Source organism: Embleya hyalina, from assembly GCF_003967355.1.
GTDB classification, from domain to species: domain Bacteria; phylum Actinomycetota; class Actinomycetes; order Streptomycetales; family Streptomycetaceae; genus Embleya; species Embleya hyalina.
Genome location: NZ_BIFH01000019.1, coordinates 326,226 through 341,414 on the forward strand (window position 1 = coordinate 326,226; position 15,189 = coordinate 341,414).

At 70.5% G+C, this 15,189-nt stretch carries 12 protein-coding genes; 9 read left to right on the forward strand and 3 right to left on the reverse strand.

Going from position 1 to position 15,189, the window contains the following annotated elements; genetic code table 11:
* Positions 1-363 precede the first annotated feature (363 nt).
* Complete coding sequence (locus EMA17_RS18755; RefSeq protein ID WP_126638202.1) at positions 364-1,761, forward strand: erythromycin esterase family protein; 1,398 nt, start codon at positions 364-366, stop codon at positions 1,759-1,761.
* Between the two features lie 659 nt (positions 1,762-2,420).
* Here the strand turns inward: EMA17_RS18755 and EMA17_RS18760 are convergent.
* Complete coding sequence (locus EMA17_RS18760) at positions 2,421-4,343, reverse strand: serine/threonine-protein kinase (RefSeq protein WP_126638203.1); 1,923 nt, start codon at positions 4,341-4,343, stop codon at positions 2,421-2,423.
* Between the two features lie 454 nt (positions 4,344-4,797).
* On the opposite strand from EMA17_RS18760, the gene EMA17_RS18765 reads away from it, so the two are divergent.
* Positions 4,798-5,265, forward strand: coding sequence for a hypothetical protein (locus tag EMA17_RS18765; RefSeq protein ID WP_126638204.1), 468 nt, complete (start codon positions 4,798-4,800; stop codon positions 5,263-5,265).
* Between the two features lie 217 nt (positions 5,266-5,482).
* Positions 5,483-5,773, forward strand: a complete 291-nt coding sequence (locus tag EMA17_RS18770; protein WP_126638205.1) for a YxzC family protein — start codon at positions 5,483-5,485, stop codon at positions 5,771-5,773.
* A 492-nt stretch (positions 5,774-6,265) separates the two neighbouring features.
* Here the strand turns inward: EMA17_RS18770 and EMA17_RS18775 are convergent, their stop codons facing one another.
* On the reverse strand, positions 6,266-7,669 hold the full coding sequence (locus EMA17_RS18775) for an SAVMC3_10250 family protein (RefSeq protein ID WP_126638206.1): 1,404 nt from the start codon (positions 7,667-7,669) through the stop codon (positions 6,266-6,268).
* A gap of 422 nt (positions 7,670-8,091) precedes the next feature.
* Between EMA17_RS18775 and EMA17_RS55760 the strand changes: the two genes are divergently transcribed.
* The 5 genes from EMA17_RS55760 to EMA17_RS18800 all read left to right on the forward strand — a co-directional run bounded on the left by EMA17_RS55760 (position 8,092) and on the right by EMA17_RS18800 (position 12,827).
* A complete protein-coding gene (locus EMA17_RS55760) occupies positions 8,092-9,717 on the forward strand; it encodes a serine/threonine-protein kinase (protein WP_126638207.1) in 1,626 nt (541 codons plus the stop codon).
* A 135-nt stretch (positions 9,718-9,852) separates the two neighbouring features.
* Positions 9,853-10,809 carry an ankyrin repeat domain-containing protein gene (locus EMA17_RS18785; RefSeq protein ID WP_246126763.1) on the forward strand — a complete coding sequence of 319 codons (957 nt, stop codon included), beginning with the start codon at positions 9,853-9,855 and terminating at the stop codon, positions 10,807-10,809.
* The gene (locus EMA17_RS18790; protein ID WP_126638209.1) at positions 10,793-11,026 is read left to right on the forward strand and encodes a hypothetical protein; all 234 of its coding nucleotides are present in this window, start codon (positions 10,793-10,795) and stop codon (positions 11,024-11,026) included. Before EMA17_RS18785 ends, EMA17_RS18790 begins: the two co-directional genes overlap by 17 nt.
* A gap of 405 nt (positions 11,027-11,431) precedes the next feature.
* Positions 11,432-12,010 (forward strand): hypothetical protein, encoded by a 579-nt coding sequence (locus tag EMA17_RS18795; protein WP_126638210.1) that lies wholly within the window; start codon positions 11,432-11,434, stop codon positions 12,008-12,010.
* Positions 12,011-12,416: 406 nt separating this feature from the next.
* Positions 12,417-12,827: a hypothetical protein gene (locus tag EMA17_RS18800; RefSeq protein ID WP_126638211.1), complete on the forward strand. Its 411-nt coding sequence runs from the start codon at positions 12,417-12,419 to the stop codon at positions 12,825-12,827.
* A 208-nt stretch (positions 12,828-13,035) separates the two neighbouring features.
* On the opposite strand, the gene EMA17_RS18805 is transcribed toward EMA17_RS18800, so the two are convergent.
* Positions 13,036-13,914, reverse strand: coding sequence for an LLM class flavin-dependent oxidoreductase (locus EMA17_RS18805; protein ID WP_160161457.1), 879 nt, complete (start codon positions 13,912-13,914; stop codon positions 13,036-13,038).
* Positions 13,915-14,306: 392 nt separating this feature from the next.
* Between EMA17_RS18805 and EMA17_RS18810 the strand changes: the two genes are divergently transcribed.
* Positions 14,307-15,185 (forward strand): LysR family transcriptional regulator, encoded by an 879-nt coding sequence (locus EMA17_RS18810; RefSeq protein ID WP_126638213.1) that lies wholly within the window; start codon positions 14,307-14,309, stop codon positions 15,183-15,185.
* The last annotated feature ends 4 nt before the right edge of the window (positions 15,186-15,189 follow it).

The following is a 15,189-nucleotide window of genomic DNA, read 5'->3' on the forward strand; positions in this document are numbered from 1 at the left end:
GCATGTTCGAGGCAGCGGTGCGGTTCCGTCTGGCCGGCCGCCTGGTCGAGCGCGTGTCGGAGGGCGTCGATGGCCTCGTCGCGCTCTTCGGTCGGCCGAGGGGCGGCGACGGGGCCGGTACGGCGTCGAGGACCACGACGCGAGGGGTGGGTTCCTTCGGGGGAGGGGCGCCGATGGGTCGGCGGGTGGTGCGGAGTCGGCGAACCTCGCGCGCGCGGAGGATGGTGTGGGTACTGGGGGCGTCGCATCGGGTGGTACTGGAGTCCTCGGCCTCGCGAACGAGGCGTCGAGCGTGGTGGATTGCCTAGCGTTCGAGTCATGGGATCACACCTTTCGCACCCGTCCGGAAATACCGACATCCCGATGGCCACTCGCCGTTGCGGGCCGAGGTCGAGGCGGCTGAGCCGAATCCTCCTTCCCGTCCTGCCGTTGCTGTGCCTGGCGGCAACCGTCTCGGGGACGCCCGCTCAGGCCGCGCCGGCCCCTTCGGCGGTGTCCGGCAACTCCTCCTCGTCGCAGGAAGATCCCGCGCGCGCCTTGGCGCGTACCGCGCACCCGCTGGGCAGTACCGTCCCGGGCGGCTCCGACGCGGATCTGCGGGCGTTCGACAAGATGATCCGCGGCGCGGACGTGGTCGGTGTGGGCGAGGCCACGCACGGGTCGAGCGAGTTCTACACCGTCAAAAACCGCCTCTTCCGGCACCTGGTGGAGCGCCAAGGCTTCCGGGGCTTCGTCCTGGAGATCCAGTGGAGCGCCGGGGTGCGCCTGGACGAGTGGGTTCGCCACGGCCGGGGCGACCTGGACACGATCATGGACGAGGAGTTCCAGGCCGGCGGCGGCCTGTGGAACACCACCGAGACCCGGGACCTGTTCCGGTGGATACGAGCCTGGAACCTGCGCCACCCCCAGAGCCCCGTCCGTGTCGCCGGGGACGGCCCCGAGTTCGCCGGGCCCGCCCTGTTCGACACCGTCACGTCCTACGTCGCCCGCACCCGTCCCGACCTGCTGCCCGAGGTCCGACGGCTGTACCGCGAGTCCCGACCCACGGCCCCCATGGAGGCAACCTTCAACGCGCGCCTGGCCCTGCCTCTCGCCGACCGCGTACGCATGCGCGAGGACACCCGGCGCGTCCTGTCCCTCCTGGAGCAGCGTCCCGCGGGCATCTCCGCCGAGGAACACGACCTCATGCTCCAACACGCCCGGGCCATCGCCCAGAACGCCACCCTCTTCGGGTTCGACATCGCCAACGACACCGCCGCCGCGTTGACCTACCGCGACCGGGTCATGGCCGACAACACCGCCTGGTGGCAGCGGTACACCGGTACCAAGGTGTTCCTCTCCGCCCACAATTCCCACGTCGCCGACGAGAGCGCGGCACCCGAGAGCCAGCCGAAGACGCAGGGGCGGTTCCTGCGCGAACGGCTCGGAACACGCTACGTCAACGCCGGGTTCACCTTCGGCCGAGGATCCTTCAACGCCATCGACCCCACCGCTTCCGGATCGACCTGGCGCCGCGTCGACGTCGGCCCCACCGGCGAGGGCAGCGGGGAGAACACCCTGGAGAAGGTGTCCGGACATGATTGGTACCTCGACACGCGCACCGCGGCCCCCGGTACCGCCCGCAACTGGCTCGCCACCTCACACCCCGTCCGGAACATCGGCGCATCCTGGCCCGTCGACGCGTACGAGAACACCCGGCTGCGCTTCACCTACGACATCGTGATCCATCTCCACAACATCAGCGCCTCGCACCGGCGCTGATCCACACCGCCGGATGCCGCGACCCGTCGTCGCCCCGTTCACCCTGCGGCCCGATGCGGTCGCTCATGCCGAACAGCCCCGGACCGGGGACCGTGCCCTTCGCGCCGCCGGCCTTCGTCGGTGAGCCCGTCGAGGCCGCAGACACAACGGGTGTGCATCCCGACAGGTTCCGCTGTCGGCTCCGACGCGTCGTCGTCGTGATCGGCGGCACCGACGTCGACGACGGTGAGACGTGTTGCGCCGCCGTACCGCGTCTGCGCCCGGTGTCCTCGACCCGAGGACACCGGGCCGGGCGGACGGACGGTGACGCGTCGGGAACCGCGAACCTCCCCGCGGACGACGCGTAGGCGGCACGACACAACCGAACGAAAATGCTGTGACCCGCCGGCAGGACCCCAGGTAGGTGATCCAGTGTCGGCCCCGCACGAGCGGGGACGCTTCCCCCGGCGCCGCAGCAAGCCCGCCGCCCACGAAGAGCCGGGCAATTCCCCACCGAAGTCGCTGCTACACGAGCGGCCGTCCACGCAACACATGGGTCACGGGCGACCCGCACCGCTACACGGACCGCGCTCGGCCGAGGTTCGCACGCACCCCTCGCACAGCGGATGGCCAGGGCCGAGCACCGGCTGTGGAACCGTCCGCGGAAACCTCGTCCGCGATTATTTCCAGGTTCTGGCGTAGTACTTCGGGCCGCAGGCCTCCAGGGCTTTCCGCGCCGCGTTCAAGGTGTGGACGTCGCTCTTCGCGGTGGTATCGAGGTACAACGCCTCCGCCTCGAGCACGTAGCGACCCGTCCACGTGTATTGGCGGTGCCCGGAGAGTTTGGCGTAGTCGTCGCAGGCACCGGCACTGGAGACCGGGCATCTGATCCCGAACGACCAGGAACCGCCGCGTAGTTCCTTGACCGCCTCGACCACGGCCTCGGCGTCGTTCGCGGAGCCGAGAGGAAAGATCTGGACGTGGACCACCATCTCGCCGCCTGTGCGGGATCGCCCGCTGTAGGTCCCTGCCACCTCCGAGGTACAACCCCTGGCAGCGAGCGCGTTCCGCACATCCGCGGTCATCTTCGGCGTGTCACAGGAGTATTTTCCACTCTCCCACACCCTGTACGGGACTCCGTCGTCGTCGGAGAACGACGGAGCCAGCAGTGCGCCTGCGGTGAATGGAGTCCTGTCGGTGCCGGCGTTGTCCAAGGAGTTCTCGTCGAAGGCGGTCGCGGTGGGGGTCGAGGAAGCCGCACCGTACGAACTCGCGCCGTTGCTGCCGGTATCGCCGTCCCGGAGATCGGGCAATTCCATGACACCCACAGCGAGAAGCGCAAGCGCGAGGGCCCAAAGGAGTTTGCCCCTGTGCCGGTTCGCCGGGGACTTGGGCCGGGGAGGGGGGTTTACCACGGTCGGAGGCGACCGCATGGCCGTGTCTTCGGGGGCGAATGCCGGGCGGGCGTGGTCGGTGATGGGTTCGCGGCCGGTGCGGGTGTTGTCGAAGGTGCCGTCGCGGGAGGTCCGGCTCCCGGTGCGCGGTGGGGGAGTGTTCTTCGGGGTGGCCTCGTCGTCCTCGGGTTCCACAGGGGCCGGGTCCGGGGTGGTTCCCGTCTCCTGGGGTGGAGGGGCGGCGGTGTGTGTGGGTCGTGCCTGTCGGGGTGGTGTGTCGGTTGTGGTGTCGTCGTGGTGGGGGGCGGATGGGCCGGGGGTGTTCAGTGCGGTGGTGGCGGCGCGCAGGATGGCGTGGGTGACGGCGGGGGGCAGCCATCCGGTGTCCGGGCCGATGCGCGTGGGCTGTTCGGGCAGGAGTGCGCGGGCGGCCTCGGCGGTGGGTCGGGTCGCGGGGTCCTTCGCGAGGGCGGCCTCGACCAGGGGGGCGAGTGCGGCGGGTAGGCCGTCGAGGTCGGGGGCGCGGGTGGTCAGGTTGGCGAACAGCACCGGCAGGGTGTCCCCGGGGAAGGGTGGGCGGCCGGTGGCGGCGTGGGCGAGGACCGCGCCGGCGGAGAACACGTCGCTCTCCGGGCCGACGTCGGAGCGTTCGAACTGCTCCGGCGACATGAAGCCCATCGTGCCGACCGTCTGCCCGGTCCGGGTCAGGCCGGTGGCGTCGGCGGGCAGCGCGATCCCGAAGTCGACGACCCTGGGGCCGTCGACGCCCAGGACGATGTTGGACGGTTTGACGTCGCGGTGCACCAGGGCGACCGCGTGGATCCGTGCCAGCGCGGCGAACAGGCCCGCGGCCAGGACGAGCAGCGACGCCTCGGGTAGCGGCCCGAACCGCCGCACCGCCTCGCCCAGGGGGATTCCGGGCACGAACTCGGTGGCCAACCACGGGACATCCGCGTGCGGGTCCGCGTCCACCAGTGCCGCGGTGAACGCCGAGCCCACCCTCCGCGCGGACTCCACCTCCCGGACGAACCGGCGCCGGAACTCGACCCCGCCGTCACCGAGCAGATGCGGATGCACCACCTTCACCGCCACCGCCGCCCCGTCCGGCGCCCGCCCGAGGAACACCCGCCCCATCCCACCCGACCCCAACACCCCCACCAACCGAAACCGCCCCACCCGCAACGGATCCCCACCACCCAACGCCTCCATCACACCCCCGTCCCGAGCACGACTCCCGACCGCCCGAGGGCCGGTGCCGCCCGACGTCACAGGACACCGCACGCCCGGCGCCTCCGCAACCCATTCCCCCTAGCGAGGGCGAAGACGCCCTCGAATAGTGGGTGTTCGAGACGGAAACGACGTGTGCGTCGACATCGGCAGGTCCCGCAACGCAACGGCGATCTCCGAGATTCAGACGACCCGCTCGGGCAACTGCCGCACCATCGGGGCAGGGAGCGGGTGAGGGGGTGAACGGGGATTCGGTTCTTCGACGTTCTCGGCGTTCACACAACGCGACGCGTCCCCCGGGTGCTTGCCGACGTCCGCGTGAGCCTCGGCCGGGTCGGGCACCGACATGCCTCCCGGCCGACCCGAAAGGGTGACCCGTGCAACCTCGCAACGGCCTCGACGGTCCAACACAGGACATCCACACCCTGGGGGCACAGTGCAGCGCACCGCTCGACTCGCAACGACCGCCGCCCTGGCGGCAACAGTCCTCCTCGCCACCGGCTGCGGCGGCGACGGGGACGACGACAAGGGCACCAAGCCCGCGGCGGCACCCGCTTCCGCGGGCAGCGGACCAGTCGCCGGGCAAACGGCGGCGGCACCGGACACGGCCGCCCTGGAGACCGCCGTCCGGGCCTACACCGAGCACCTGTTCAAAGGAAACGGCGCCGGCGCCTACCCGATCCTGTCGACCAGGTGCCAGGACAAGATCGGCAGGCCCGGGTACGACGCCCTCGCCGCCGAAGCCAAGAAGACGTACGGTGCGCTGACCATCAAGTCGATCAAGGTCGACCAGATGTCCGGCGACATGGCCCGCGCCTCCTACGACGTCGGCGTGCCCGCTCTCGAACGCAAGGGGCAACCCTGGACGCGCGAGGGCGGTACCTGGCGTTGGGACGCCTGCTGACCCACCCGGCACAACCCCGAGGCCCCGCCGCCGCGCGGGGCCTCGCCCATGCGAGGAGGTGACCATGTGCCGCCCCCGCACCAACGACACCGTGCGCGCCGCCACCCTTGCCGACATCCAGGTCGGGAAGCTCCCGGCAGGGGTGTATGTCCCCATGCCCGAACCCGAAGGGAATTGTGCCCGTGCGTCTGTTCGGCTCGGTGGATATGGTCGGCGTGTGGACAGTGATCGCAGGCCGGGCCGGGACGACGTCGAGGCGTGCCTCGTGGCGCTGCTCGAGGGCCGGATGAGCCGTGACGCGGCCGACCGGTGGGCCGCGCGGTGGATCGAGCGGGACTCCCACGACGACGGAAGCCGACTCGAATGGGACGAGCCGACCCGGCGGGCGCTGGGCCTGTTGCACGGCGTCGACCTCAGACACGGGCCCGACGAGGACTACCTCCACGACGACGACCAGGTGCGGGAATGGCTGAACGAACTGCGCGGCCACGCCCGCCGACCGGCCTGACCCACGCCCGTGTGCATCGGTACCGCCGGCCGCGAGACTGGGAGAAGCTTCCACCACCCCCACAGAGGCGAGGGCGAAGTGGCCTTCGACCCCACGCGAAGGAACGTCGGCCCCACGTCGTCGGGTGAACCGCGACGGGAACCACGACGATTGGCCCTGCCCGGGACAAGAGGCAGTGGCAGGTCGGGAACTCCCTAGCCGCCCCGACCGTGCATCGGCCGGTACCGATCCATCGCCACGCGGCAGATGCTCATGGGCCTTCGGGTGAACTACCTTGCGGCCGGCGGAGATTCACCTCGCCGCCGACGACGTGTGGCCGACATGATGCAACCGAACGAAGACGCTGTTACCGGCTGCCGGCATCCAGTGTCACCCCGCGCGAGCGGGGAGTGCTCGGAGTTCGGGCGCTTCCGCCACCGCCCGGGGTGTCGGCCATCCGCGCGGAATTGCATCCGATGCAACTCGAGCCGGACCCGGATCATCGAGCACGCTTCACTCGGGCACGGAGAAGGTCACGTACAGCGGTGTCGCAAGTACGGTGCGCGCGCCGTCCGGCGTGGTGTCCACGTGCAGGCATCGGGCGAGCGCGGTCATCGGATGCCAACCGGACTTGAGCCTGCGCAACAACCACTCGTACTCGGAGCTCAGGATACGTGATCTGCCGTCGTCCGCCGTCAGGAACTCGACATGTGCCTTGGGCTCCACGGTTCCCCGCCGTTCGAGATCCACGATCTTTCGCAACATGGCCAGCGTCCCCGGCAGACCGGAAGCCGCCATGCGCCCGTAGTCGACGACGAGGGGTCGTGTCGGTCGATCGAGGAGGTATTCGGCGGAGCCGCCGAGCGCGAATCGAATGCCGGATGTCTCACCGACGAAGAGAACGCCTTCGATATTCGACTCCGGGAGGCAGAAGACCATGGGAACGCCGCGAAGCCGGAACCAATGGCCGACCCCCAGTGCGTCGTCGTCGATGTCCTTCACGCCGTACCCTCGACCCAGCGCGTTCTCGACGTCGGGTACGAGCCCGATCACATCCTCCGCTCGGCCACCACCGCCGGCCGCGGTTTTCCACCAGGGAGGCTCGTCCGCATCGGCGATGCTTCCCGTCCGGGCCCCGACATCCAAACCCAGGACCCGCGCGATACGACCGACCTTGCGTGCGGACACGTAGACGTAGTCGCGGACTTCCGCATCGATCCCTGCGGGGGCCGGGGTTCCCGCGGCGGCCACGATGTTCGTCTTCAGCACGCGATAGGCGAGGTGGTCGGCGGAGTCCGGTCGGATGATCGAGAAGTGGTCGCCGGGCAGGACGCCGGTGTCCGGGAACACGCCGCGGGCGGACGCCGGGGTGACCACGTTGTCCTGGTCGCCCGCGTAGGCGTACACCCTCACCGGACACCGGTCGGAGGCGACCGCGTCGGCGTGGACCACCCGGTTGAGCACCACGCGTTGGGCCTCGTGGACGGCGTCGTCCAGCGGACGCAGTGCCCGCTCCTGCGGGTGCGCCAGGAATCCCCGTGCGGCGGCTCGTCGCAGGGTCTGGAAGAGCTGGGAACCGGAGTTGGGGCACGCGAACATCACCACGCAGGCGATCCGCGCGAGTTCGCGACCCCGCGCGTGCATGACCGTCCGGGCGAGGTGTCGTTGGACGATCAGGCCGCCCTGACTGTGCGACACGAGGACTACGCGGGAATGAGGAAGCGTGCCCAGGAAGGTGCCCAGGCCGTCCGCCAGCGTGTCGAAGTCGGGAATCCGTTTCAGCGGGCTGAGACGAAGCTTCGGCGACGGGTACTCGAAGTGGAACGGGTTGATCCCGGCGAGGTCCGAATCGGCCTCGATCAGGCCCCGGAACGCGCTCCACGTACGGGCCGACGAGAACAACCCGTGAACGAACACAACCGCGACCCGCTCCACACACACCGCCCGAGTCCCTCGGCAACGGACACCGACACTACCCGCTCCCTGTCGCCCGTTCGGGTGAAACGAAGGCGACGACGTACGGTGCACCGGCACACCCCGCGACATCGATCATCGACTGCGCCCTCCGACTCTGCCGTGCGCGGCGACGAGTACCGCCGACTCCGAATACATGCCTGTTGTCAGCTGTTCGAGCCGATCCGGATCCGGCGGACGTCGAGCCGTGGGCCGCACAGTCACCGGCGATCCGACGTCGCGGCCCTTTGCCCTGTGCGACCCCGTGGACCACGTAATCGCTATCCACCGCCGGGTATCCCGGAATCGCTTGTGGGACACCGTACGGCGGCCCATGCTTTCGGCATGGACGGCGCGGGCGGACGGTCGAAACGGGGCGGTTCCGGATGAATTCCAGGTTCGCTCCGCTCTCTCCGGACGATCCGCACACGGCGGGCGGGTACGTTCTGCGTGCGCGTCTGGGCGCGGGCGGCATGGGTCGCGTGTATTTGTCCTTCACCCCCGGCGGCCGTGCTCTGGCGATCAAGGTGGTGCGGCCCGACTTCGCGGACGACGCCACGTTTCGGCGCCGGTTCCGGCAGGAGGTGGCCGCGGCGCAGCGTGTCCAGGGGCTCTACACGGTGCCCGTCGTCGACTCCGACACCGATGCGGCGGTGCCGTGGATGGCCACCGCGTACGTTCCGGGTCCGTCGCTCTCGCAGGCCGTCGAGGACCATGGTCCGCTGCCTCCGGTGACGGTGTTCCGTCTCCTGGCGGGGGTGGCGGAGGGGTTGGACGCCGTACACGCCTGCAATGTGATCCACCGTGATCTGAAACCGGCGAACGTGCTCCTGGCGCAGGACGGGCCGCGGGTGATCGACTTCGGTATCGCCCGGGCCGCCGACGCCTCCTCCGTCACCGGGACCGGCGCAAGCGTGGGCACGCCCGCGTTCATGGCCCCGGAGCAGATTCGGGGCCGTTCGGCGACGCCCGCCCTGGACGTCTTCGCCCTGGGGAACCTGGTCGTGTACGCGGCGACGGGGCACACGGCGTTCGGGGAGGGACACCGGGACGCCCTGTTCCACCGGATCCTCATGGAGCCCGCGGATCTGGACGGCTGCCCCGTCGAGCTGCGCGACATGGTCACGCGGTGTCTGACGAAGGACCCCGCGGGGCGGCCCACGCTGGCCGAGGTCCTGGGGTTCGCCAGGAAGCTGACGGAACGCGAGACGATCCCCCTTCCCGGGTCCTGGCTCCCGGCGGAGATCGTCGCGTCCTTCACCGCGCACGACACGGCCCGCTTCACGGCCACGCGCGACGACCCACCCCCGGACGCCGGGCGCCGCGTCGCCGCGCGATCGGCGGTGGCCCCGGCCGCAGTCGAGGCCGGCCCCGCCGCCGGTACCGCGCCCCGCCCCGGACAGACCGCCGACAAGGTCACGCCCGTGCCCGGCGGCGGCGAGAGCGGCGTCGGCGGCAAAGGCGTCCTCGCCGTGGTCGCCGTCGTCGCCGCGGTCGCGTTCCTCGCCATCGGCCCGGAAAAGGTCCTCGACACCCTCCGGTCGTCGGCGTCACCGACGACCGAGGCGGCACCCCGGGCCACCGTCCCGGTGGCACCCCACACCACCGAAGTCACACCCCAGGCCCCGTCCTCCACGCCCCCCGTGTGGACACCGACGGCCAAGGCGACCCCGACAGGACCGAAAGCCGGCTGTGAACAGGCACATCAGGCCATCAAGACTCAGAACGGGCGGACGCAGGACGTCAAGGACGCGAAAAAGGTGAACACCCAACAGCACGCCTTCGCCGACGATTTGGATAAAGCCGCCCTCGAGGCAACGGACCCGGAACTCCGAAGAGTGCTCCACGATTTCGCGGCCGACGCAAGGGCCATGGGCACCAACTACGAGGCTTCGGATGCCGCCGCCAAGGCCGGCAACGCGCAGAGCCTGTCCGACCACCAAGCCGCCTTCTCCACTGCTTCCGACAAGATGTCCTCGGACCTGGCGAGATACCAATCCCTGTGCCGATGACCTCGGTCGTTCATGAGTCCTCGCCCCGGGATGTCGACGCAGAGGAAGAGCCGACCCGCCGGCATCCTGGTTTCGGCCCCGAGCATGCGGCGGGTCGGGGGCGGGGCTTGTCGAAGCGGAGGGCAATCCTTGGGCGTGGAGCCACTGATAGCCGCAGTGCGCGGTGGGGATGCCCGGTTGACGGGCGCGTTGTTGGACGCGGGCGCCGACCCCGACGCGGTCGACGAGGATGGCACTCCGGCTTTGTGTCTGGCGGTGGACGCCTTCGATGTTCCCGTGGTCGACGTGCTGCTCGGGCAGGCTTGCCTGGACCTCGCCGCGCCGGACGGCCGCACGCCGTTGTTGCGCGCGATCGACCGGGGCGCCTGCGAGATCACGGAGAGTCTCGTCGGGTATGGGGCGAAGCTGTGGATCGCGGATGCCGAGGGGCGTGACGCCTTGGCGCTTGCCCGGTACTGGCACGAGACGGGCGTCGAGACGGAGTTGCGCCGCAGAAGCGGGTCACCGCAGGTCGCGCGCAGAACCGTTCGGCGGTCGTACTCCCGAACATCCTGTGAGGAAATGTCGTCGGGGGGCCTGACGATCAGGGACGGACACACCGCCGTCCTCACCTCGTTGGAACTGCTGTACGGCATCCGTCCGTCCTTCGACGAGTTGCTCTCGCGTGCCCTGGCGGAACCCGACGTCGACCACGAGGTGTGGTGGGCGACGGTGTCCACGCTCGTGAAGCGTCACGACCCGACCGTGTGGGACGCGGCGATCGGTCTGTGCGACCGGTCGGACCCGTTGGAGCGGTGCTTCGGCGCGGACGTGCTCCGCTGCACCAACCTGTTCGACGAGGACGAGGACACCCCGTACGACCGGCCGCTCGTCGACCTGTTCCTGCCCTGGTCGGCACGCGAGCCGGATCCCCGCGTGGCCCGGATCCTCACCGCCGGCCTGGTCGACACCCAGGACCCACGCACCGACGAGGTACTTCGCGTACTCTCCCGCCACGTCGACGCCGAAGTCCGGTGGTGGGCGACGAACGGACTGGGCACCAATCGAGAGAAGGAGCACTTCAGCGCTGCCCGCGGTGGTGGAGCGGCTTGAGGACACGGACGCGACGGTCCGCCAACTGGCCTGCCGTGCCATCGCCTTCGCCCCACCGGACACCCCCGACATCACGGATCTGCTCGCGGCACGCCTGCCCCTGCGCGACGACCCCCGCGGCGACGACATCCTCCAATGCCTGGATCCCGCCGACGAGGACTCCCCCCACCACTGGCTGCTCTACGACGTGTACCGACACCGCGCCGGATACCGCTGACCGCGAAGGTCGACTGCCGCTTCGCGGCGATCGACGCGCCGCCCGCCGAACGCAGGAGACGACGGCGCCGGACGCGCGTCGTGGCCGCGCCGGTGGGTTTGATGGTCACGGACTCGTATCGCGCCGCACCGGGGGTTCGGGTCGATGCGAGGATCCGACGGAGGGAAGATCCGTCCACTTCACGGGGGAACGAAAGTGCGCCGATGGCGAGTTCGACTATTATGTGCCGGAATTGCCGCTTCGATCCTGGTCACGACAGCCGCGTGCAGTTCCGGGGGATCGGACGACACCGCCGCGCCGACCTTCACGCCCACTCGCGCTCCGGCGACTCGATCCGCGACCGCGCGCCCCATCCCGCCTTCACCGTCGCCCCCGCCCTCACGCTCTCCGCTGCCGCGTGACCTTGTGGTGCCGACCCAGGCTCAGCTCCATACCGCGTTGGTGACGGATGCGGAACTGCCCGCCCGCACGCGTACGCGTTCCCCGATGCCGGTCCCGCCCTCGCCCCGGGCGGACGAACCGGCTTGCCGCCCTGGGACGAACCTGCTTGCCATCGACACCCACGCCGTTCGTCCGCCGGTCGCCTCCGCCGAACAGAGCGTCACTCGAACCGTGTCCGGCAAGCCCTCCGTCGACATCACCATCCTGCTCACCTCATTCAAGGTCGGCGAGGCCGAACGGGTCATGTCCGAGGCAGCGGCATCCCTGGAGGTATGCCACACGTTCCCCGGAACCAAAAACGGTATCCCGGTCACGTTCACACTGCAGTCGAGCACCACCTCGCCGAGCATGGGTGACCAGTCGGTCCACGTCCGGGTCGTCAGCGTCAGCGCCGCCGAGAACCTGGTCACCACGTACCTGTTCGTACGGGCCGGCAATACGATCGTCCGGTTCATGTCTGCCGGCCCCACCCTGGACGGGATCCCCTCGGTTGTCGATTTCCCGGCGAGGGAACAGGTGGAGAAGCTCATGGACATCCGCTGACAGCGACGTCGCAGACCTCGGTCGGCCTCGCGCGAGCGGGACGAAGTCGGGCTTGACCGCGGTGATCCTCGGTCGACTGCCACGAACCCCGGGACTGCCACGCGCCCTCGAGCGACAGGTTGCGATCCCCTGCACGGTCCGCGTGTCGCGCGTGTCAGCGTGAATAGGTCGGCCTGACCGTCGCCGCCTGGAGCGCCGTCGAGGTGCGGCCCCTGGTAGGCGATGCGCGCGGCCGGCGACAACGCGAGGTTGTCACCGGCCGCGCGCATCGGCGTCGGCCGGCATCGCGGGTGGGGAACGCCGGCCGGCGCAGGTGCTACTTCGTGACGCTCGTGATGGTGGAGACGTGGTCGGTCACCGGGTGACGGTGACTCATGGCCCGGCGCGCCATCCGCAGGAGGGAACAGTGCACAGCCGGAACAACCCCCTCCCGCAGTACGGCCGCAGGGGCTCACGGGTGGCCGGGCAGTCCCTCGATCCGGGTGACGTGGTGCGCGCTCATGACCACCACGGACGGATTCGGGAACCGGGTGTCCCGACGCCGGACGGCGCATACGAACCGACGCCGCCGCACGTGGTCGACCCGGCCGACGAGGACCAGGCGTTGCCGCGCGAGGCCCGCGACTTCCTCGCGGCCGTGCTCCCCAACCCCGCCCGCCACCCGGACCCGAGGGAGGTGTCGGGCGAGATGGAGTGGGACGTCCGCCGGGGACGCTCCGATGCGCGCCGGAGCCGGTCGACGCGCTCGCGCCCACGCCGGCAGGCCTTCGCACGCGCGTCGCCCGCCGCCGAGGCCCCATTGCCGACGGCACCGTGACCGGCCGCCGGGTCGTGCTCACCGGAGCCGGAGCGTGAACCGACATCCGCGACCGGGGGAGTAGTTCGAATCCTCGCTCGGATCCTCGAACCGACCCGATTCGTGCGGCGACTGTGTGCGGCCGAGTCCCGACGGTCTCGGGCGCGTCGGACGCGTCCTGTCGGCGGCCGGCCCGCGTGCCCTGCCGGAGACGCACGCACGTGCCGCGCTACCGGCCTGTGGGATGGGCGAGTTCGGTGTCCAGAATTTCGGCGAGGCGGTCGATCTGATCCAGGTCGCCGGTGCATGGGAACAGGACCAGGTCGTCGCATCCGGTGTCGGCCAGTCGGGCGATTTCCTTCGACAGGGTGTCCGGCGTGGTGGGGGTGTCCGCGCGGACGTGGGGGAAGTAGTCGGTGCCGTAGTAGTGGTGAAGGTAGGCGTCGGCGGCGTCGTCGGCACCGGGACCGAGGCAGAAGTATCGTTCCACCGTGACGCGGGGGCTCCCTTCTCGCCCCGCCGTGTCCCATGCCTCGCGTACTGCGGCCATGCCGGACGTGAGGGTCTCGAACCCGAACGAGGGCGCCACCCACCCCTCGGCGAAGGCCGCCACACGACGGTACGCCGCGGGCACCAGACCGCCGAGCAGCAGTGTCGGACGCCCCGCCGGCAACGCGGGTGCCGGCCCGGCGGCCCCCGTCACTCGTCCGTCCCAGAACTCCCGCATCGCGGTGAGCGCCGCGTCGAAGGCGGCCCCACGCCCGGTGGGCGGCGTACCGGACGCGGCGTGGTCCGCCGGCCATCCGCCCAGGGCGAGGCCCGCGGTGAGCCGTCCGCCCGCGATCAGGTCCAGCGACGCCAGTTGTTTGGCGGTCACCAGCGGGTTCGGGCGGTAACCGACGTTGAGGACCGTGGTGTACAGCCCGATTCGACGGGTGCACGCGGCGGCCGCGGCGAGCGCCACCACGGGGTCGAGGCTGTCGTACACCAATCGGTCGATGACGCCGAGCGCATGGAAGCCCGCCTGCTCGCCGCGCGCGGCCCACCGGCCGATGTCGGTCGCCGACGCTCCCGGTACCGCCGCAGGCAACCCGATTCCGATCCTCATCGTCGTCATCCTCGTGTGTCGCTCGAGCCGCCGTGCCCGGGTTCGCGGGCGGCGCCCTCGACGGCGCCGGCTCGGCCACCATGCTCGAGCCCGCGCGGGGTCGCGGTCTTGAACGTTTCGGACGCGCCGTGACCCCACGGCGCGGCACCGCGGATGCCGGCCGCCACGTGCACGGCGACGCGTTACGCCGAACGGGCGCACGGCGGTGCGCCGCGCGTCGACTCCGGTGCAGGCGTGGTGGATGGCCGCGCCGGTGGCCCGTCCCATTCATGGGAGTTGCGGAAACCACTGCGACTCGTCTCCACGAGGATGTGCTCGTGGGCTTCGATAACGTCCCTGTGATCGGCCCACTCGTGGGTCGCCCCATCGTGCGCGAAGCGAGGAAGACGGCCATGGATCTGCTTCAGCTGCGGTACTTCCAGGCGGTGGCTCGCCGGGAGCACATCGGCAGGGCGGCCGAGGACCTGCGGGTCGCGCAGCCCTCGGTGAGTCGGACGATCGCCCGGCTGGAAAAGGGCCTGGGGGTACCGCTCTTCGACCGTCGAGGTCGCCGGGTACGGCTCAACGCGGCCGGCGCGGCCTTTTTGCGCCGTGTCGATCGGGCACTCGGTGAACTGGACGACGGACGCCGTGAGTTGGCGGACATCGCGGGCTTGGGGCACGGTCACGTCACGGTGGCGGCGGAGACGCTCTTGTCGGTCACCGAAGTCCTCGCGCGCTTTCGCGCCGAGCGTCCGGGTGTCGACGTGCGGCTGCTCCAGGCGAACGCGGACGCGATGGTGCGTCACCTCGGGGAGCGGGAGGTCGACGTGTGCTTCGCCTCGCAGCCGCTTGTCGGGCCGGCGCTGGTCTCGGTCGAGCTCGTGCGCGAGGAGGTGCTGCTCGCGGTTCCGGCGACTCATCCCCTGGCGAGACGAGAGCGGGTGGCCGTCGCCGAGTTGGCGGGAGAGCCGTTGGTGACCTCGCGGCCCGGCTATTGGCCGCGCACCCTGTTGGATCGTCTGTTCGCCGGCACGGGCCTGCGGCCGGTGATCGCGTGCGAGACCGACGAACCGGGGGTGATGGGGGAACTGATCGGTGCGGGGCTCGGCGTCGGGCTCGTGCCGGCGATGTCCCGACGGGCGGTGACGTCGGCGCCGATCGTCCGGCTGCACGTCGATGCTCCGGGGTGCGAACGCGTCCTGAGCGCGGTGTGGCGTGCGGATACCTACATGTCGGCGGCGGCCGGGAGGCTGCGCGATCTTTCGCGCACCGTGTTGAGCCCGTCGTGACGCG

Excerpts from the sequence above, each read along its gene's own strand:
- EMA17_RS18755 (WP_126638202.1), top strand. The coding sequence starts at position 364 with ATGGCCACTCGCCGTTGCGGGCCGAGGTCGAGGCGGCTGAGCCGAATC.
- EMA17_RS18760 (WP_126638203.1), bottom strand. The coding sequence starts at position 4,343 with ATGGAGGCGTTGGGTGGTGGGGATCCGTTGCGGGTGGGGCGGTTTCGG.
- EMA17_RS55760 (WP_126638207.1), top strand. The coding sequence starts at position 8,092 with ATGAATTCCAGGTTCGCTCCGCTCTCTCCGGACGATCCGCACACGGCG.
- EMA17_RS18805 (WP_160161457.1), bottom strand. The coding sequence starts at position 13,914 with ATGAGGATCGGAATCGGGTTGCCTGCGGCGGTACCGGGAGCGTCGGCG.
- EMA17_RS18810 (WP_126638213.1), top strand. The coding sequence starts at position 14,307 with ATGGATCTGCTTCAGCTGCGGTACTTCCAGGCGGTGGCTCGCCGGGAG.